The sequence below is a fragment of the Providencia sp. PROV109 genome (assembly GCF_033681625.1).
Classification (GTDB): Bacteria; Pseudomonadota; Gammaproteobacteria; order Enterobacterales; family Enterobacteriaceae; genus Providencia; species Providencia hangzhouensis.
Window position 1 is genome coordinate 1,212,374 of record NZ_CP096320.1, and the last position, 19,941, is coordinate 1,232,314.

Annotated in this window: 19 protein-coding genes; 11 read left to right on the plus strand and 8 right to left on the minus strand. The window is 39.5% G+C overall.

Features of this window, described 5'->3' with window-relative positions:
• The first annotated feature begins 37 nt into the window (after nt 1–37).
• The 6 genes from M1F25_RS05565 (at nt 38) to M1F25_RS05590 (ending at nt 5,345) form a co-directional block, all read left to right on the plus strand.
• Complete coding sequence (locus M1F25_RS05565) at nt 38–697, plus strand: transcriptional regulator (protein WP_004257829.1); 660 nt, start codon at nt 38–40, stop codon at nt 695–697.
• Nucleotides 698–708: 11 nt separating this feature from the next.
• The gene (locus M1F25_RS05570; protein WP_110591253.1) at nt 709–1,776 is read left to right on the plus strand and encodes an alanine racemase; all 1,068 of its coding nucleotides are present in this window, start codon (nt 709–711) and stop codon (nt 1,774–1,776) included.
• A gap of 15 nt (nt 1,777–1,791) precedes the next feature.
• Nucleotides 1,792–2,952 carry a M20 family metallopeptidase gene (locus M1F25_RS05575; RefSeq protein ID WP_004257824.1) on the plus strand — a complete coding sequence of 387 codons (1,161 nt, stop codon included), beginning with the start codon at nt 1,792–1,794 and terminating at the stop codon, nt 2,950–2,952.
• Nucleotides 2,953–2,961: 9 nt separating this feature from the next.
• On the plus strand, nt 2,962–3,423 hold the full coding sequence (locus tag M1F25_RS05580) for a RidA family protein (protein ID WP_181489431.1): 462 nt from the start codon (nt 2,962–2,964) through the stop codon (nt 3,421–3,423).
• 93 nt (nt 3,424–3,516) lie between these two features.
• Nucleotides 3,517–4,812: an MFS transporter gene (locus tag M1F25_RS05585; protein ID WP_112307502.1), complete on the plus strand. Its 1,296-nt coding sequence runs from the start codon at nt 3,517–3,519 to the stop codon at nt 4,810–4,812.
• A 233-nt stretch (nt 4,813–5,045) separates the two neighbouring features.
• Entirely contained in the window at nt 5,046–5,345 is a 300-nt protein-coding gene (locus M1F25_RS05590) for an HdeA/HdeB family chaperone (RefSeq protein WP_036958008.1), read from the plus strand.
• Nucleotides 5,346–5,465: 120 nt separating this feature from the next.
• Here M1F25_RS05590 and M1F25_RS05595 read toward each other — a convergent pair whose 3' ends face one another.
• A complete protein-coding gene (locus M1F25_RS05595; protein ID WP_140171569.1) occupies nt 5,466–6,365 on the minus strand; it encodes a LysR family transcriptional regulator in 900 nt (299 codons plus the stop codon).
• Between the two features lie 99 nt (nt 6,366–6,464).
• On the opposite strand from M1F25_RS05595, the gene M1F25_RS05600 reads away from it, so the two are divergent.
• Both M1F25_RS05600 and M1F25_RS05605 read left to right on the plus strand, forming a co-directional pair.
• Nucleotides 6,465–7,796 (plus strand): MFS transporter, encoded by a 1,332-nt coding sequence (locus M1F25_RS05600; RefSeq protein ID WP_112307503.1) that lies wholly within the window; start codon nt 6,465–6,467, stop codon nt 7,794–7,796.
• Entirely contained in the window at nt 7,797–8,189 is a 393-nt protein-coding gene (locus tag M1F25_RS05605) for a hypothetical protein (protein ID WP_112307504.1), read from the plus strand.
• Nucleotides 8,190–8,259: 70 nt separating this feature from the next.
• Here the strand turns inward: M1F25_RS05605 and rpoD are convergent, their stop codons facing one another.
• From rpoD to rpsU, 3 genes are all read right to left on the minus strand, one after another.
• Nucleotides 8,260–10,203 (minus strand): RNA polymerase sigma factor RpoD, encoded by a 1,944-nt coding sequence (gene rpoD, locus M1F25_RS05610; RefSeq protein WP_136134334.1) that lies wholly within the window; start codon nt 10,201–10,203, stop codon nt 8,260–8,262.
• 97 nt (nt 10,204–10,300) lie between these two features.
• Complete coding sequence (dnaG, locus tag M1F25_RS05615) at nt 10,301–12,046, minus strand: DNA primase (RefSeq protein ID WP_110591259.1); 1,746 nt, start codon at nt 12,044–12,046, stop codon at nt 10,301–10,303.
• Nucleotides 12,047–12,216: 170 nt separating this feature from the next.
• Nucleotides 12,217–12,432, minus strand: coding sequence for a 30S ribosomal protein S21 (rpsU, locus tag M1F25_RS05620; RefSeq protein WP_001144069.1), 216 nt, complete (start codon nt 12,430–12,432; stop codon nt 12,217–12,219).
• A 330-nt stretch (nt 12,433–12,762) separates the two neighbouring features.
• Between rpsU and tsaD the strand changes: the two genes are divergently transcribed.
• Complete coding sequence (tsaD, locus tag M1F25_RS05625) at nt 12,763–13,782, plus strand: tRNA (adenosine(37)-N6)-threonylcarbamoyltransferase complex transferase subunit TsaD (RefSeq protein ID WP_094961091.1); 1,020 nt, start codon at nt 12,763–12,765, stop codon at nt 13,780–13,782.
• A gap of 70 nt (nt 13,783–13,852) precedes the next feature.
• Here the strand turns inward: tsaD and M1F25_RS05630 are convergent, their stop codons facing one another.
• Both M1F25_RS05630 and plsY read right to left on the minus strand, forming a co-directional pair.
• Nucleotides 13,853–15,385: a methyl-accepting chemotaxis protein gene (locus M1F25_RS05630; RefSeq protein WP_181489433.1), complete on the minus strand. Its 1,533-nt coding sequence runs from the start codon at nt 15,383–15,385 to the stop codon at nt 13,853–13,855.
• Between the two features lie 282 nt (nt 15,386–15,667).
• Complete coding sequence (gene plsY, locus M1F25_RS05635) at nt 15,668–16,324, minus strand: glycerol-3-phosphate 1-O-acyltransferase PlsY (protein ID WP_004257775.1); 657 nt, start codon at nt 16,322–16,324, stop codon at nt 15,668–15,670.
• A 108-nt stretch (nt 16,325–16,432) separates the two neighbouring features.
• On the opposite strand from plsY, the gene folB reads away from it, so the two are divergent.
• Nucleotides 16,433–16,792 (plus strand): bifunctional dihydroneopterin aldolase/7,8-dihydroneopterin epimerase, encoded by a 360-nt coding sequence (gene folB / locus M1F25_RS05640; protein WP_004257772.1) that lies wholly within the window; start codon nt 16,433–16,435, stop codon nt 16,790–16,792.
• Between the two features lie 39 nt (nt 16,793–16,831).
• Here the strand turns inward: folB and M1F25_RS05645 are convergent, their stop codons facing one another.
• The gene (locus M1F25_RS05645; protein ID WP_181489435.1) at nt 16,832–18,061 is read right to left on the minus strand and encodes a multifunctional CCA addition/repair protein; all 1,230 of its coding nucleotides are present in this window, start codon (nt 18,059–18,061) and stop codon (nt 16,832–16,834) included.
• Nucleotides 18,062–18,075: 14 nt separating this feature from the next.
• Nucleotides 18,076–18,690, minus strand: coding sequence for a TIGR04211 family SH3 domain-containing protein (locus tag M1F25_RS05650; protein WP_036958005.1), 615 nt, complete (start codon nt 18,688–18,690; stop codon nt 18,076–18,078).
• A gap of 280 nt (nt 18,691–18,970) precedes the next feature.
• Here M1F25_RS05650 and M1F25_RS05655 point away from each other — a divergent pair, with 280 nt between their 5' ends.
• A complete protein-coding gene (locus M1F25_RS05655; RefSeq protein WP_181489437.1) occupies nt 18,971–19,933 on the plus strand; it encodes an inorganic triphosphatase in 963 nt (320 codons plus the stop codon).
• The last annotated feature ends 8 nt before the right edge of the window (nt 19,934–19,941 follow it).

Consider the following 19,941-nt stretch of genomic DNA (forward strand, 5'->3'; position numbering starts at 1 on the left):
TAATATTTAGTTAGGATTAAAATAAGTTTGGTAGAAAATGAAAATTATTCAAGACAACTTTGAAATGTTATTGGCAGTTATGAAAGGAATTGCGGGCCAATTTGGCGACAATTGTGAAGTGGTATTACATGACCATAGCAAAGGGTTAGAAAGTAGTATTGTTGCAATTATTAATGGCCATGTTACGAAACGAAAGGTGGGAGACCCAAGTAGTAATTTAGGGCTTGAGGTACTGCGTGGGACAGATGTTGATGGCGACAAATACAATTATTTTACCCAAACCAAAGATGGGAAAATGTTGCGTTCAACTTCAATTTATTTACGTGATGAAACTGGCAAAGTTTCTGGGGCGCTTTGTATTAATCAAGATATCTCAGAATTTATTGCCGCAGAAAAAGCCATTCAAGGCATTACACAGCGTAATAGTATTGAGCAAGATACGGTTAAGGAAGTTTTTGTCACGGACGTTAATGAAATTTTAGATCACCTTATTCAAGAATGCATGCAGGTTATCAAAGTCCCTGTCATCAATATGGGTAAAAAAGAAAAAATGGATGCAATTAAATTCTTTGATGATAGAGGTGCTTTCTTAATCAAAAAAGCAGGTGAGAAAATCTGTGAGTTTTTAAATATTTCCAAATATACCCTTTATACCTATTTAGCGGAATTAAAAGGGGAAGACAATAATGAAGAATAAGAGAGGTTTTTATGCCAATAACGCCTTACGTTGCTTTAGACTTACAGCAACTTGAAAAAAATGTCAGAGGCATGACAGGCAAGCTAACACAGCAAGGTATTGAACACTGGCCGCATATAAAAACACATAAATCAGTAGAATTAGCGAAATTTGAGATCGCCTGTGGTGCAAAAGGAATTACATGTGCCACATTGCAAGAAGCGACGGTTATGGCGAAAGGCGGAATTGATCATATTCTGCTTGCTTACCCAATGATTGGTGAACAAAAATGTCAGCAATTTATTGAGTTAGCTAAAAAAATAAAATTAAGAACGATTATTGATAGCCTACAAGGTGCTGAACAATTATCAGCAGCAGCAAAGCAAGAAAACCAAATTATTGAGGTCTATATTGCTGTTGATTATGGTGCTCACCGGGAAGGTATTCAATTAGATGACTTAGAGCCATTTGCACTGGCAATACAAAAATTACCTAATTTGAAAATTATTGGTGTATTTACTTATGCAGGAACAATATACCAATACCGAACCGAGCCTGAAATACGTAAAGCGGCAAAAGCAGAAGCAGATCTTTTATTATCTTGCCAAGAACGGTTAGAAAAATTGGGTATTACAGCGCCTCGGACATCTGGCGGGTCAACACTATCTTCATTCTATGCTGATGAATTAAAAGGGATTACAGAGTCACGGGCTGGGAACTTTATTTTTGGAGATATGAATGCTATCTATGGTGGTATTTATACGCCTGAAGATTGCGCTTTAACAATAAGAACAACTGTTGTGAGTATTCCTATTGAGGGGTATGCAACAGTAGATGCAGGGACAAAAACATTAACTTCTGACCAATCTGCAGAACCAGGCTTTGGTTATATAGTGGAAGACCCAACTATAAAACTAGTTAAATTAAATGAAGAACATGGCTATCTTCGCTATGACCCAAAACAAATTAAATTAAATATTGGTGATGTATTAAATATTATACCGAATCACAGTTGTGTCATTCCTAATTTAACAAACAAAATATATGCATTAAATAATAATGAAATAGACCATATTATTACACCAGACGCACGATATTAAATATCGGAGAATAAAATGTATAAATTAAATGAACAGCAACAACATGAGTTGCTAGAGCTTCTTTGTGCCTTAATTCGGCATAAATCCGAAAACCCGCCAGGGGAAGAACAACAAGTTGCTGAATTTATATATCACTATTTTAAACAAGAAAATATTGATGTTGAAATGCAAGAGGTAGCTCCTGGTCGTCCAAATGTTATTGCACATTTAAAAGGTTCAGGAAAAGGTAAACATTTATTATTTAACGGTCATATAGATGTTGTGCCTTGTGGTTGTGGTTGGAGTACCGAGCCATTCGACCCTGTGATTAAAGATGGAAAGGTTTTTGGGAGAGGGGCTGCAGATATGAAATCCGGTGTTGCTGCAATGATGTATACGGCAACATTATTAAAACGTAATCAAGATACATTTTCAGGTAATTTAACTTTAGTATTTAATGTGGATGAGGAGAGAATTAATCTTGGCATGCTGCATTATATTAAAGATGGAATTTCTGCAGATTATGCCATTATTGGTGAGCCAACTTCTCTTGGTGTATGCATCGCACATAAAGGCGTTAGCCGCTATAATTTAAGTACTAAAGGCACTGCAGGCCATGCAGCAAAAACTCGTTATCCTGATAGTGCAATTTCTAAGATGTCTAAAATACTACCTGCTATAGAACAACATCGCGCTTCTGTTGAGGAAATTAGTCATCCACTATTAGGTAGTGCTTCAATGATTATAACCACTATTAATGGTGGCACAGCTCCGAATATTGTTCCTCAGCATTGTGATATTGAAATAGATAGAAGACTCGTTCCAGGGGAAGAAAAACAAGAAATAGAAGCGAGATTACATCAAGCTATCGCGCAATATAATAAAGGTGAAGAGATAGATTATCACTTAGATAATTACTTATTTATTCCCGCTTCAGATATCCCAGCGGATCACGAATTAACTAAAGTTGCATTAGATACAGTGAGCCGTTTCACAGAAAAAACAGCGCTACCTGAAATATTTGAAGCGACATGTGAGGCGCCTTTTTTCTCGGTTACCAGCCAGATTCCTACACTTATTATGGGGCCTGGGGGACTAGCTCAAGCTCATGTTAAAGATGAGTTTGTTGAAATAAAAGAGTTATATCTTGCGGCTGAAATTTATTATGACATGGCAAATACATTGCTGAATAAATAGGAAAAGTGAATGAATATTGAGAAGAAATTAGAAGAAAAAGGAATTAAACTTGCCACACCAGGGGCACCAAAGTTTTCATATGTATCTATTAAGCAGTATGGTGATTTACTTTATACATCAGGCCATGATTGTCAAAAAGATGGCGTATTAATTTATAGCGGTACGTTAGGTAAAGAATTAACAGTCGAGCAAGGCCTAGAAGCAGCAAAACAGTGTATTGTTAATATATTTTCCTCGTTAAAAGCCTATTTAGGAGATTTAGATAAAATTGATGAATGTATAAAATTATTGGGCTTTGTACAAAGCACTGATGATTTTAAAAATCAGCCACAAGTCATGAATGGAGCTTCAGATTTTTTAATTGAAATACTCGGTGATAAAGGTAAGCATGCACGTTCAGCAATAGGTACGAATACATTGCCTTTTGATACGCCAGTGGAAATAGAATTAATATTAAAGCTAAAGTCGTAAATAATAGATAACAACTAAAGATTATTAATAAAATAAATCTGCGGAGTAAATATTATTCTGCAGGGTCCTGTTACGTCTTAAAGGTACTTAATTATGTCACTACATGCGAGTAAAAGACTAAAGCGCTGGCAGCTTATTGCGCTTACATTTTTGTTGATAGCAGGTATCATTAACTTTTTAGATAGAGCATCACTCTCTATTGCTAACTCTACAATAAGTAAAGAATTAGGATTTAGTGCAACCCAAATGGGATTACTGTTATCAGTATTTTCATTTGGCTATGCGTTATGCCAATTACCTATAGGTATGGTAATGGAGCGCTTTGGAGTTAAAAAGATTTATGGCTTTGGTTTGTTTTTATGGTCGTTAGCACAAACGGTTACAGGGCTATTATCTTCATTTACCCATTTAATTATTGCGCGAGTTATTTTAGGTATTGGTGAAGCCCCACATTTACCTACAGGCGTTAAAGTCGTTAATGATTGGTATAATATTCGTGAACGAGGGTTACCTATGGGGATTGTTAATATGTCCTCTACGTTAGCTCAAGCGCTGGCTCCACCTTTGCTCATTGCATTAATGTTAGCTTTTGGCTGGCGTACAATGTTTATTATTATCGGTATTAGTGGGATTATTCTGTCTATACTTTGGTTTATTTTCTATCGTAATCGTGAACAATTAGAATTAACAGATGATGAATTAAACTATTTAAATGACGGAGCTCCACCATCTTCAACGAATAAAGTTTCTTTCAAAGAATGGGCATCATTATTTAAACAACGTTCTTTATGGGGAATGATTATTGGGTTTAATGGTGTGGGTTATATGGTTTGGCTATATCTAACATGGTTGCCCGCTTATCTTGAAAACTCCAGAGGTTTAAGTCTAGAAAAAACTGGCTGGGTTGCCGCAATACCCTTTTTATTTGGTGCGCTTGGAATGCTCGTAAATGGTGTTGTTGCAGACTATGTGGTGAAACGTGGTGCTGACAAAATGAAAAGCCGTAAATGGATGATTTGCTTAGGCTTATTATTTGCTGCCATATTTACACTACCTGCTGCTTATACTGACAGCACATTTTCAGCTGTTGCTTGTATTAGTATGGCCTTGTTTTCTATTCACTTTGCAGGGACTTCTGCTTGGGGATTGATTTTAGTTTCAGTGCCTTCTCGTTTAATTACCTCAGTGAGTGGTATTCAAAATTTCGGTGGTTTTATTGGAGGGTCATTTGCTCCGATTATTACCGGTATTATTATTGACCAAACACATTCATTTACCTTAGCCCTTGTTGTTTGTGCAACGGTCGCATTCCTTGCATCATTGGTTTATTTCTTCTTTGTTAATGAACCAATTAAAGACCCTGCAGAGATGGAAGTAAAAGTAGTATAGTTAAATTTTATGGCCACTTTTTATAAGTGGCTTTTCTATAAAAAAACAAATCTTATATTGATGCTCTAATTAGGTCATTATTTGTAATTGATTGTTTTTATTGTTTGTTATTCGATTCTTTAATTCAGTATAAATTTAATCATCAAAATTGGAATATGTAATTCTTATAAATAATATGCTAATAATAACCAGCCACATGATTATATGTTTTTAATTTTCCAAAGGAGTTTAAAATGAGAAAGGTTATTATATCTAGTGTATTATTTGCTGTATCTACAATTTCATTTAACTCAATGGCAGCTGACAAAAATACGGTTACACCTGAGAATATGACTTGCCAGCAATTTATTAATTTAGATCCTCAAAGCTGGGCACCTGTTGCGTTATGGGTAACAAACCAAGAAACGCAATTTAAAGGTGGAGATTATGTTGCGCTAACAGAGCAAAGTGTTGCTGAGGTCCCTCAGATTGTTGAGTTTTGTAAGAAAAAACCGGAAGGCACTCTGCAAGATTATTTAGCATCTAAGAAATAATGCTAACTATTATGCCATGGAGGGCATAATAGCCATTAACAATGAGAAAAATGAGTTTTTATACTGTGGTAGATTAGAAACTACACTTTAGAAACATTGAATCGATATATCTTTATATCTTTATTTATTTACAGCTAATTTATCGACTAAAAAATCGATAAATGCACGTGTCTTAGCCGGTAAAACAAAAGTATTTGGATAAAGTAATTGAATATTTTGTTTCGGTAAACGGTATTCGGGTAACACATGAACTAAACGCTCATGCTGCAAGTCGTCGTCAACCATCCAAGCAGGGCAGATAGCAATACCTAAAGAGGCTAGCACCATATGGTGAATAACGGCCGCAGAATTAGACTCATATTGGTTTTTAATTAAAGGTAAGTAATATTTTTCATTTTTTGAATTCTGTAAAAAATATTGAGGATCTTGCCAGTTTAATAGCGCATGGTTAATCCATGGGACATTTGCTAAATCAGTGAGTTGTTTGATTGGGTATTTTTTTAGAAATTCAGGAGAGGAGACTAAGTAAATCTCATATTCACCCAGTTTTTTCATTTTAAGAGATGAATTTTTTAAATTACCTAATCGAATAGATAAATCGAGTTTTTCTGTGATCAGGTCATCTAATGATGAGTTAAATGAATATTGTAACCTTAACTTAGGATAAAGGCGGCAAAATTCAGGGAGTAGCGGCAAAATAAAACGTTGGCCAAATTCACTCGTTGATGAAAAACGTAGCAAACCAGCAATATTCGTTCCTAAATTTTGGCTTTTTTCGAATGCTTCATCTATTTGATTTTGAATACGTTTAAAGTCGTCATAAAAATGTTTTCCTACCTCTGTTAATGCAATATTTCGCGTGTTTCGTGTTAGCAAGCTTACATTAAGCTGAGCTTCTAATTGTTTGATATCGACACTAACCATAGAGCGACTTAGCCCTAAAATATCTGCGGCTTTAGTGAATGAACCCGAATCAACAACCTGTAGAAAACTGATAATCTTTTTAAGATTTCTTTGCATAATGATAACGATTGTTCTTTTTTATTAAACAATCATGTTACCTCCCTTGTATCGACAAAGAAAGTACTTAAACCTATTCTTTGCCACCGGAGGAAGTCCATGACTTATCGATACAAAATTGCCACAGTATTTTTACTCGGTTTCTTTATTGATTGTATTAATATTTTTATGTCAGCGATAGCATTGCCTGACATTGCTGCATCATTTTCAGCAAGCCAATCTCAAGTGGCTTGGGTTGCCAATGCCTATATTTTAGGTTTAGTTCTGGTGATGCCAATCAGCTTATGGTTAGCAGGTAGGTTAGGTAACCAAAAATTACTGTGTTATTCCATGCTACTTTTTTCTATTGCAGCTTGGCTCAGTGGAAGCAGTGATTCAATATATAGCTTAATTTTTTGGCGCTTTATCCAAGGGGCTGCGGGAGGGTTATTAATTCCGGTAGGTCAGGCGTTAGTTTTTGCATTATTTCCAAATAATGATCGCCAGCGTATATCAACATTGATTATGACAGTCGCGTTAATTGCTCCCGCATTTTCACCTGCAATTGGCGGCCTAATTATTGATTCTTTGTCTTGGCATTGGGTCTTTTATTCTAATTTACCTTTCTCATTACTAACGGCAGTACTCGCTTGGATATGGATAAAAAATGATGGGAAAAAAATAAGAGAAAAGCCAGATATTTTGGGGCTAATAATGGTGAGTTTAAGTTTGTTAAGCCTATTATTATCATTCTCTTTTTATAATGATTATCACAATTTACTATTGGCTTTGGCGAGCTTTTTTACTTCTGTATTCGTATTTATTGTTTACCTTAAATATGCCCAAAAATGTCGAGAACCTATTTTAAATTTTCAGTTATTGAAAAATAGCAATCTGCGTAATGCTTTTATTGTTTACTATGCTGTTCCCGGTATTTTTACGGGAGTTAATTTACTCAATATTTTTAATCTACAAGAGAACATGGGGTTCAGTGCAGCAAAAACCGGGCTATTTATGGTGCTATATGCATTGGGGGCGGTAATATCAATGTTAACTGGTGGACGTCTTTACTTACAGATAGGAAAAAAACGATTATTTATTATTGGTATTACATTACATAGCTTTGGTATTTTTCTGCTTTATTGGGTCTCATCTTCCAGCCAGCTCAGTTTATTGATAATCGCTTATTTATTGATGGGGATGGGCGGAGGGTTGAGCGCCAATACTGCACAAATTAGCTCGTTGATGGATTTCAAAGACAAAGATTTACTTCAAGGTAGCGTGTTATGGAATATTAATCGACAAGTCGCATTTAGTGTTGGTGCAGTCGTATTTATTTCTATATTTAGCTTAATGACTTTCTCGAGTGATTTATTACGTTATCAATTTACGTTTCTTATTGCATCAATACTCGGGTTACTTTCATTAATTTCAGTGATCAAGGAAAAATAAATGAGTGAAACAATGGAAAGAGCGCAGCAAAGCGTGGTGGATTTACATATTCTTATTGAGGATATTTTTACAGGGCGTCGTGGTAATAAAAGTTTGGCGCCGTTATTAGCCAGCTTCGATGACAACTTCAAAATGGTTACAACACAAGGCCATTGTATTGGATTAAATGCAGTGACTCAGTTATTTAGTCAGAATGTAGGGGCTAGAACATCATTTTCTACAGAGTGTATTAATCTGATTCCATTGCGCGAAGACAATGGCTATTGCTGGGTTCAGTATCAAGAAAAACAGCAAATAAATGGTATTGAGTCGCTAAGAATTTCGACTGCATGTATCAGGGTCGAACTCGAAAAGTGTGTTTGGGTTTATTTGCATGAAACACCGGTAGTGTAGCTTTCCATGGTTTTAGTGACCATAAAAAAACACCTGCCGGAGCAGGTGTTTTTAGATATAAATAAATCAATTATTCGTCAAGGAAGCTGCGCAGAACTTCTGAGCGGCTTGGGTGACGTAATTTACGTAACGCTTTTGCTTCGATCTGACGGATACGCTCACGGGTAACATCAAACTGTTTACCAACTTCCTCAAGGGTGTGGTCAGTATTCATGTCGATACCAAAACGCATGCGTAGCACTTTTGCTTCACGAGCGGTTAAGCCTGCTAACACTTCGTGAGTTGCAGAGCGTAAGCTTTCTGACGTTGCAGAGTCTAAAGGCAGCTCTAAAGTTGTATCTTCAATAAAATCACCTAAATGTGAATCTTCATCATCACCGATAGGGGTTTCCATAGAGATAGGTTCTTTAGCAATCTTCAGTACTTTACGAATTTTATCTTCCGGCATTAGCATGCGTTCTGCCAGTTCTTCTGGCGATGGCTCACGGCCCATTTCTTGCAGCATTTGGCGAGAGATACGGTTCAGTTTGTTGATAGTTTCAATCATGTGAACCGGGATACGAATAGTACGTGCTTGGTCAGCAATTGAACGCGTGATAGCTTGACGGATCCACCAAGTTGCATAAGTTGAGAACTTATAACCACGGCGATATTCAAACTTATCAACGGCTTTCATCAGACCGATGTTACCTTCTTGAATCAGGTCAAGGAACTGCAAGCCACGGTTGGTGTATTTCTTAGCGATAGAAATTACCAGACGTAAGTTTGCTTCAACCATCTCTTTCTTCGCACGGCGTGCTTTCGCTTCACCGATAGACATACGACGGTTGATATCTTTAACTTGTTCGATAGTCAGACCCGTTTCTTCTTCAATTTGACGCAGTCTTTGTAGGCAACGCAGAATTTCTTCTTCAACTTCAAGTAGTTTTTCTGACCAAGGCTTGTTCATTGCTTTTGCAGCAGTTAACCAAGTTTCACTGGTCTCATTACCACTGAATAAAGTAATGAAGTTTTTCTTCGGCATCTTGCACTGCTCAACACATAGTTTCATGATGGTACGCTCTTGTAAGCGAACTCTGTCCATCATTTCACGCATGTTATTGACCAGATAGTCAAATTGCTTAGGAACTAAACGGAATTCTTTAAATACTTCGGAAAGCTGCTCAATAGCGGCAGCCGTTTTTGCATCACTACGGCCATATTGTTTAATATGTTGACGCGTTTTTTCATATTGCTCACGAAGATCAGAGAATTTTTGACGCGCTAATTCAGGATCGATGCTGTTATCGTCATCGCTATCGCTGTCATCGCCGTCTTCATCTTCTTCGTCTTCGTCATCGTCTTTATCAAGCTCTTCTTGTGGTAATTCAGAGCCAACGTGAGTCGCTGTTGGTGCAAGATCTTCTTCCGCGTTAGGGTCAACAAAGCCAGTAATTAAATCAGATAAACGGCTTTCTCCTGCTTCAACACGGTCATATTGCTCAAGAAGATAAGTGATAGCCTCAGGATATTCAGCAACAGAGCACTGAACCTGATTAATACCATCCTCGATACGTTTTGCAATGTCGATTTCGCCTTCTCGAGTGAGAAGCTCGACGGTTCCCATTTCACGCATATACATGCGAACAGGGTCGGTTGTACGGCCGATTTCACTTTCAACACTGGACAGCACTTGTGCAGCGGCTTCTGCTGCATCTTCATCAGTATCGGAAGTATTTTCAGCCAAAATTAAATCATCGGCATCAGGTGCTTCTTCCATGACCTGGATGCCCATGTCATTAATCATCTGAATGATATCTTCGATTTGATCTGAATCGACGATATCTTCCGGCAGATGGTCGTTGACCTCAGCATAGGTTAAGTAACCTTGCTCTTTACCCTTGGTTACGAGTAGCTTAAGCTGCGACTGCGGGTTTTGCTCCATAAGACGGTATCCACACTTCTGAGTATTTAGATTGGTGTCGGTCGGCGAAACATTCGGCCAACAAGAACATACAAAGGGAATATTTATTATTCGCTACGCCCTTTATTTTCGTAGCATTTTACAGGCATTTGCCTTGTGTTTATCGGCACTTAAGCCGTTTAAAATATTAATTCTGTTTTGGGTTAGATTATGTTTTCACTCTGGAAAGAGTGATTAAGCGGACTTCTTCGCGCTCTTCTGGGGTCAGCCCTTCAGTTCGTTCTTTTGCTATCAAATAGTCGAAACGTTCGTCGAGTGCGCTATTAAATAGATGGTTTAAGGCATCTATAAAAGTATTTTCCGCTATCTCCTCTATTTCTATATCGTTCCACGTTGCCAGTTTTTCAAGCTGTTTCGCAAATTTATTATCACGATAACGCTCTAGCAACTGCCCAGTTGACATTCCGGGGGTGGAACGGCAGACATCGACCAATTCCTGAAATAGAGAAAGCCCCGGCATTTGAATATGGGCAATTCCCTCTAATGAGGGAACAAGCTCCGAAAAGTTCGGATTCTGTACCAACAGCGCGATAAGTATTCGCATTGTGGTTGGTTTTAATTTGGGAGCCTGATAGTTAACTTGTTCTGTGCTCTCTCTATCAATCATAGCAAGAACTTGAGAAATATCCGGTATACCAATAAAATTTCCTAGCTCTTGTGCCATATAAAGGCGCAGCGTTTCACCAGGTATTTGCTTAATCAAAGGGATAGCCAGTTTACTAAATTTTGCTTTCCCTTCTTGCGTTTTTAAATCTACCTGTGGCACAAGTGAATCAAATAAAAAAGCAGAAAGGGTTTGAGCATCCTTCATGCGTTGCTCAAAAGCGTCTTTGCCTTCTTTACGTACTAATGAATCAGGGTCTTCGCCGTCTGGTAAAAACATAAAACGCAATTGACGGCCGTCCGTCAGATAAGGTAGGGCTGTTTCAAGTGCTCGCCATGCCGCTTCTCGGCCAGCGCGGTCACCATCATAGCAACAAATAACCGTATCTGTTGAACGATAAAGTAACTGAATATGTTCTGAGGTTGTTGATGTACCCAGTGAAGCAACCGCATAGCGGATATCGTACTGAGCAAGTGCAACAACGTCCATATAACCTTCAACTACCAGTAATTTTGATAATTCATTACTGTTTTGTGTTGCTTCATAAAGGCCAAATAACTGGCGACCTTTATGGAAAATATCGGTTTCAGGGGAGTTTAAGTATTTAGGAAGAGCATCTCCTAATACGCGTCCACCGAAGGCAATCACACGACCGCGCCTATCCCGAATTGGGAACATGACACGCTCTCTAAAGCGGTCATAGACTCGGCCATTATCATTTGTCACTAACATGCCAGCATCATCAAGCTGTTTGCGACTTTCTGGGTTTACAGCAAACTTTTTGAGCAAGTTGTCCCAGCCCGCAGGGGCGAAGCCAATCGAAAAATGCTCGATAATTTCAGTGCTTAAACCACGTTGGCTTAAATAATCTTTCGCTTTATTAGCAGAAGGATGACTTAAGGCAGCACAGTAAAATTGATTAATTTTTTCCATCAACTGATATAAATTTTGCCGTTGATGAAGTTCTATTTGGCTTGAACCCGTTCCTTTTTCATATGGGACATCAAGGCCGTGTAGTGCAGATAATTCTTCGATAGCTTCGACAAAATCGAGTTTGTCATAATTCATCAAAAAATCGATGGCATTGCCATGCGCACCACAACCAAAACAGTAATAAAATTGCCTTTCACCATTTACAGTAAAAGAAGGCGTTTTTTCATTATGGAACGGACAACAAGCGTGATGGTTTTTACCCTGTTTTTTTAACGGGACTTTTGCATCGACTAAATCAATGATGTCGGTTCTTGCTAACAAGTCATTGATAAATGAACGCGGAATTCGTCCAGCCATAAGCCTCTTTTTCGCCTGTTGATGAACGATAATAAGCCGCGCTTCCTTGTGGAAAGCACGGCCTTTAACTGCTTAGCTATTTACTACTACAAAAACTGAGTGACTACGAGAGAAACTAAAGTTTTGTATTAGCTATCGTCTGCAATGAATGCGGCTTTCACCGCAAACAATTAGTACAGACGAGTACGGCGTGCGTTTTCGCGAGCCAGTTTCTTAGCGTGACGCTTTACAGCTGATGCTTTAGCGCGTTTACGTTCAGTCGTTGGTTTTTCATAGAATTCACGACGACGAACTTCAGCTAAAACACCTGCTTTTTCACAGGAACGTTTGAAACGACGCAGTGCAACGTCGAATGGCTCGTTTTCACGTACTTTAATTACCGGCATGTGCCTCTCACCTCAATAGAAATCGGTTTGTTGCTGGTACTGATTCACCAGCCTTCATTTAAAATGGTGCGGAATTTTACTTCAATGAGTACGGGTTTGTAAAGTGCCGTATAAAATTGAATCACACAAGATTACCTGATTAGCAGTTCATTTGATGAAAAAGCAAACAAAACCAGATAATAATGAGAATTAGCCACACGAAATTTTTTATTACAGGGGACTGATTATAGACTATACAGTCAGGAAAGTCAGCCTTTTGACAACATTAATTACGCGATTGAACGAAAATAGTGATAGACTTGCGGTTATGCAATAAACAAGGGTAGTGCAATGCGTGTTTTAGGTATCGAAACCTCTTGCGATGAAACTGGTATCGCAATCTATGATGATGAGCGTGGCTTATTAGCCAATCAATTATACAGCCAAATTAAAGTTCATGCAGACTATGGTGGTGTCGTGCCTGAATTGGCTTCACGTGATCATATTCGTAAAACAGTGCCGTTAATTCAAGCGGCGTTGAAAGAAGCCAATTTAACCAGTGAAGACATCGACGCTGTAGCTTACACTGCGGGCCCTGGTTTGGTGGGGGCTTTAATGGTTGGTGCAACTGTTGGGCGTTCATTAGCTTTTGCATGGAATGTTCCTGCCGTGGCCGTTCACCATATGGAAGGCCATTTATTGGCACCGATGTTAGAAGAGAAAAGCCCTGAATTCCCTTTTGTTGCGTTACTGGTTTCAGGTGGGCATACCCAGCTTATCAGTGTGACGGGAATTGGTGAGTATGAGCTACTTGGCGAGTCCATCGATGACGCGGCAGGTGAAGCGTTTGATAAGACAGCTAAATTATTAGGCTTAGACTACCCTGGAGGCCCTGTGTTATCTCGAATGGCAGAGCAAGGCACAGCAGGTCGTTTTGTTTTTCCTCGTCCAATGACCGACAGACCAGGGCTGGATTTCAGCTTCTCAGGGTTAAAAACCTTTGCAGCCAATACTATTCGTGAAAATGCGGATGACGACCAAACCCGTGCAGATATTGCGAGAGCCTTTGAAGATGCGGTGGTAGATACGCTTGCGATTAAATGCAAACGTGCATTGGAGCAAACTGGTTTTAAACGCTTGGTGATGGCCGGCGGCGTTAGTGCTAATCGAGCTCTCAGAGCTAAAATGGAAGACGTTCTCAAACAGCGCGGTGGTGAAGTTTTTTATGCGCGCCCTGAGTTTTGTACAGATAACGGTGCGATGATTGCGTTAGCGGGGCTTATTCGTCTTAAAGGTGGAACAACGGCAGGGCTTGGTGTAACAGTTCGCCCGCGCTGGCCTTTGGCTGAATTACCACCCTTAGAAAAATAATCATTGTTAATGAATTCATATTTTTTGTAAAAAGGGCTGGATGACAGCCCTTTTGCTATTCAATTAGATATTAATGTAAAACAACAACAGCATCTTCAAGTCGGCTTGAGCGTGCTTTTACCATCGTTGATGTCTCTGTGCTTTGCTCTACCAGTAATGTACTTTGTTGTGTGATGGTTTCGAGCTCACTGACTGCTTGGGTAATGTCGGCGATACCAGCCGCTTGTTCAGAGGTCGCTTGGCTAATATGGGTGATCAATTGAGTGACGTTTTGTATTTGGTCAACAATTTCCTTCATGGTATCTCCTGCCGTATGGACTTGATTTTTTCCTGAATTGACTTTCTTTTCACAATCATTAATTAATTCGCGAATATCATTCACTGCGCTTGCACTGCGGCTTGCAAGGCTACGGACCTCATTGGCAACCACAGCAAAGCCTTTCCCTTGTTCACCTGCACGCGCGGCTTCTACCGCCGCATTTAACGCGAGTATATTAGTTTGAAATGCGATGTCTTTAATCACATCAGTGATGGAATTGATTTTGCTGGTACTACTGACAATTTCATTCATGGTATCAACAACAGCTTCCATCATTGCGCCCCCACTGACTGCGGTTTCGCTGGTGGTATTGGAAAGTTGATCAACTTGAATAGTATTATCGGCATTCATTTTTACAGAAACGGACATTTGGTTCATTGTCGCAACGGTTTGTTGCATGTATCCGACGGTTCTCTGAGTATGTGTTTCTAATTCATGACAGTCAGAAACCAAAGATTCACTGCCTTTGCGAACGTTATCAACTTGTTCGGAGACATCTTTGATTAACCAGCGGCAGATTAACCCCAGTTGCCCAATAGAACGTAATATTAAGCCAATTTCATCTGTGCGCTGCATATGGTTAACGCTATGTCGATTTCCTCGTGCAATACCAAGTGCTTGTTTGGTGATGTCTTCCAATGGCGCTGCTAGCATTTTTTCAAATACCACATTACCGATCAGTAACGTGATAAATGTACAGGCACTCATCATCATAAGCGGTGCGATTGGCTGGGGAATGAAGCTTGCCATGATGAGCCAAAGAATAAATAACAAACTCATGATTAGCCGGATACGCGAACGCGTTGAATTTGTTGAAAAGTGAAATGGCATTTTTTTAGAAAGCACAATTCCCTTAAAAATTTTTCGTTGGCTTTTATTTTCATTCATTGCGTCATAAATGGGTTCTACCGTAGCAATTTCTTCACGTGTTGCGCGTGTCCGAATAGACATATAGCCCGTAATAGCCCCTTTTCGTTCCATTGGAATGATATTGGCTCGAACCCAGTAATGGTCGCCATTTTTGCGACGATTTTTCACAATACCAGTCCAAGGTTCTCCTTTTTTAAGTGTTGCCCACATGTCGGCAAAAGCTTCCTTGGGCATATCCGGATGGCGGATAATATTGTGTGGACGTGTTAATAACTCATCTAATTCATAACCACTAACCTGTACAAAGAAATCATTAGCGTGGGCAATATTTCCTTGCAAATCGCTGGTTGTCATCAAGGTGATATTTTCATCTAATACATATTCGTTTTGAGTGATATAAGGGGTTCTGCTCATTATAAATACCATTATTATTGTTTAATTTTCCTTTTATATAGTCGACAGCTTTTAAATATTCCTTAGTAATAAATTTGCAATTATTTAACTTTTTTTTAAAAGTGTGCGCTGGTTATGGCAAAAATGTAACGTAGCACAAATTGCTATCAGTACAGTTTTAAGGAGAGATATCGAACGGTTGTTATTGGGGGAGTTTTTGGAAATTTTAAACAAGGCAAATAGCATAAAAAAAGAGCTGAAATCAGCTCTTCTTAGGAAAAATCATATTAACGATATTAACGATTAGTCATCTAGTTCTTGTTCTTTGGTTTCTTGGGCTATTTCTTTATTGGTTTTTTGCTTTTTGTTTTTTAGTTTTTGCCAAATACGGCTTTCTTGACCGCGCCAAAGGCGTTGTATATTACCGTGATGGCGAACTAACACTAAACAAGACAACATGGCGACAGGGAAAGTGAACTCAGGTTTAAACCACCAAACATAGAAGGGGGCAAGTAAGGCGCTGACAATCGCGCCGAGTGATGAGTAACCACTAAGCAATACCGTAAGTAACCATGTCCCTGCGACTAAACCAGAAAGATCCCAACCAATAGCGGCAATTGAACCAAATGCGGTTGCTACCCCTTTTCCGCCTTTGAAACGAAAGAAAATGGGATATATATGCCCAAGACAGGCTGCAATTGCAACAAAGCCAAGATAGAATGGCTGCACATTTAAATAATAAGCAAGCCAAACTGGTATCATCCCTTTTAATACGTCACAAATGAGTACTCCGGCAGCGGCTGCTTTACCGCCTACACGTAATACGTTAGTTGCACCAGGGTTACCAGAGCCGTGTTGACGGGGGTCGGGTAGTCTCGCCAAACGGCAGATCAGTATCGCACTCGAAACTGAGCCACAAAGATAGGCGAAGATTATCATGCCAAGCGCGGTTGCACTCATAGCTAACTCCAAAAACGGTTAAGGCCATAAATTCACTTCAGTCTTGGATAATACGCATATTTTTGCTGAAGTGGTATCAATTCAGTACATAAATGAGAAAATGACGTGATGGATATCGTATTTATTGAGCAATTATCAGTCATCACCACGATTGGTGTATATGACTGGGAACAAGATATTGAACAGAAACTCGTGCTCGATATCGAAATGGGATGGGATAACAAACGCGCGTCTATGAGCGATAATGTAGAATATTGCCTAGATTATGCCAAAGTTAGTCAGGCTATCCTAGCTCATGTAGGGAATAACAAGTTTGGGTTAGTAGAACGTGTTGCTGAAGAAGTTGCACAGTTATTGATGACACAGTTTGCTAGCCCATGGGTTCGTATTAAGGTGGCTAAGCCGGGAGCCGTGGCGCGAGCCAAGCAGGTTGGGGTTATTATAGAAAGAGGCATGAAAACCGCTTAAATGATGACTGGCGGTGTTTAGCCGCCAGTTTTATGGTCGTTAGATGATTTGTTGCTGCTGCCAATCTGTTACCGCTTCAATGCGTTGTTTTGTAAGTTCTTGGCGAATTTCAGGGCCTTTAAATCCCTGTTCAACGATAGGTTTGACATCAACCGCTTGTGCGATAGTAAAAGCCTGCTTGAAATATATCCCTTGTGGGTACGTTTGCTGTTCGAGCCCTAACCGGCCTCTTGCATCCGCTTCACTGATTAAACTCAGTTGTTCAATACGTTCTGGTTTACGCCAGCTATCAAGCCCATCAAAAATCGCAATTAGCTCATTAGCAGGTAATTTATTGATAACATGGATTTTATCATGATAGCGTGCCGCTAGACGAGCTAAGTCACGAGCCGTAGTGGGTACTTTTAATCTTGCGCAGAGAGTTTCTATTAATGGAATACCTGCCTCACCGTGGTTTGGATGACTCGGCCAAATATCAGGTGGTGTTAACGCTTTACCTAAATCATGGCATAAGGCCGCAAAGCGAATATCCACATTGTTAGATAGCTCGGCAATCACTTTCATTACCATTAGCGTGTGGATACCCGTATCAATTTCAGGGTGCCATTTTTCAGGGGCAGGAACACCAAATAACGCATCAACTTCAGGAAAAAGTACAGCTAAAGCACCACATTGGCGTAAAACATCAAAATACACCTGTGGGGAATTTGATTTCAGCGCTTTTTCTGTTTCCGTCCAAACGCGCTCAGCGGTGAGGTGAGATAATTCCCCTGTAGCGGCCATTGTTTGCATCAAGGTTAATGTTTCTGGTGCGATAGTAAAACCATGCTCAAAGTAGCGAGCAGCAAAACGAGCAACCCGCAAGACCCGTAAAGGGTCTTCAGAAAATGCATTAGAAACATGGCGTAAAACACGGCTCTTGAGGTCTTTCACGCCTTGGTATGGGTCAACAATTTCACCTGATTCACTTTGTGCTATCGCGTTAATTGTCAGATCGCGACGTAGCAAATCATCTTCAATGGTCACATCAGGTGCGCTATAGCAGCTAAAACCAGTATAGCCCGCACCAATTTTACGCTCTGTTCGGGCTAAAGCGTATTCTTCATGGGTCTTTGGGTGCAAGAAAACCGGAAAATCCTTTCCTACTTGTTGAAAACCTTGAGATAGCATTGCCTCGGGGGTTGTACCAACCACCACGTAGTCTCTATCTGAAATAGGTAGTCCAAGAAGTTGGTCACGCACTGCGCCACCCACGAGATAGACTTTCATTTGAATGGCCTCAATTACATCCAACCATCATTACGTTTTTTACGACGCGGAATAATGTGCGGTAAAATCAAACCTAAAATTAAGCCAACACCGGCAACACCACCGCCATACATAAACCATTGTAAGATTAATTCGCGACGGCGATCATCTAAGTTGACCTCTGCAATCTCTAGCTTTTTACCGGATTTGATCAACTCATTTTTTAATTTTTCATTTTCGGCTTTTAGCTGGCTGACGATATTGTCATTATCAGCCACTTTTTGCTGCATATCTGCAGTTCGTGTATTCCACGTACTGTCGATATTGTCGAGTTGTTGACGTAGCTTTTGATTCTCAGCTTCAAGTTCTGGAATGCGGGTTTTCATGCTTGGAGTATTGCTGAGTTGGTCAACAGGTAACCAGACCGTTCTACCTTTTTCATCGCGAACTTGTGCAAATTTGTTATCTGTGGAAAGCAGTTCAACCGCTTCCCCGGCATTGAGCGTACCTACAATACGATATTTTGTGCCAGGTCCACTATGAACGTATGTGGATAAATCATCTGACACATAACGTTTTTCTGCTGCATGTGAATTTAAGGAAAGGCCTAGCCCCATGATTGAAATTAATAATAATGGAATTTTTCGCATGGTATTTACAGTCTTTTGATGGTGAATGAGTTTTATATTAATTGAATACTAATGAGTAAAACGCGAGGGTGCAAATCCTAAACGCAGATGTCTCTACAGTCTAAAGGAGAATGAGAACTATCCTAACTGTCTAAATTACCCTTATTTTTACTTTGTTTTCAATATAACTCACTGAAAGAAATATGACAGGTAGAATTTTTGTTTATCACACAGTTTCTTTTCTCAGCTTAGCTTGATTGGGGTAATATGAGTGAAGTGAAATAATTAAATAAGGATATGTATGAGCCACGTAGAGGTTGAACTCAAACTTGCCGCTAAGAGTTCCGCAATAGAGGCTGTACGACAGTGTCTATCGACATTGTCTCACCAATACAGTGAGCCGACGAAGTTAACCAATATCTACTTTGATACGGCAAATAAGCAGTTACGTCAGTGGGATATGGGCTTACGTATCCGCGGTTGTGATGGTCGTTATGAAATGACAATGAAAACGGCTGGGCAGGCGATAGGCGGCTTACACCAACGGCCTGAATATAATGTTGACATTGATTCACCTGAGCTTGATTTAGCCGCATTACCGGCTGAAATTTGGCCTGAAGGCACTGATGTTTCACAGCTTCAGTCTGAATTAAATATCCTCTTTAGCACCAATTTTACCCGTGAAAAGTGGTTAGTGACTTTTGAAGATAGCGAAATAGAAGTGGTTTTTGACCAAGGTGAAATTTCCTCTGGCGCAAAGGATTTGCCTATTCAAGAGTTTGAACTAGAACTAAAAAAAGGCTTTATTGCTGATGTACTCAATTTAGCGAAGAAATTTGCAGATATCGACGGCTTACATTTGTCATCACTTAGCAAAGCTGCACGTGGTTATTCATTGTTATCGCCGACAAAAGCGCCATTAACTCCTCCAAATTCGGTGTTTGACTATGAAGAGTACCCCCTCGAAAAATCATTAACGCATATGCAATTACTTTGCCAGCAGCATGAAGACTACTGGTTAGCAAATGGCAGCAATGCACGCCAAGGCTTCAGTGAGTTTTTACGTTTTGTTCAGGCATTTTTAGTGCATTACCAAAATTCTGTACCTCACTTTATTCATGACACTCCACTGGAACAATTACGTTCAGATATTGCCGATGAAGCAATTAGTGCTGAGGATTTTTGCTATAGCAGCCAGTGGTTAAAGTGTAAATTAGCCTTTATCCAGTGGTTAAGTGCTTTAACCTATCAAGAAGCCTATTAAGGTATTGA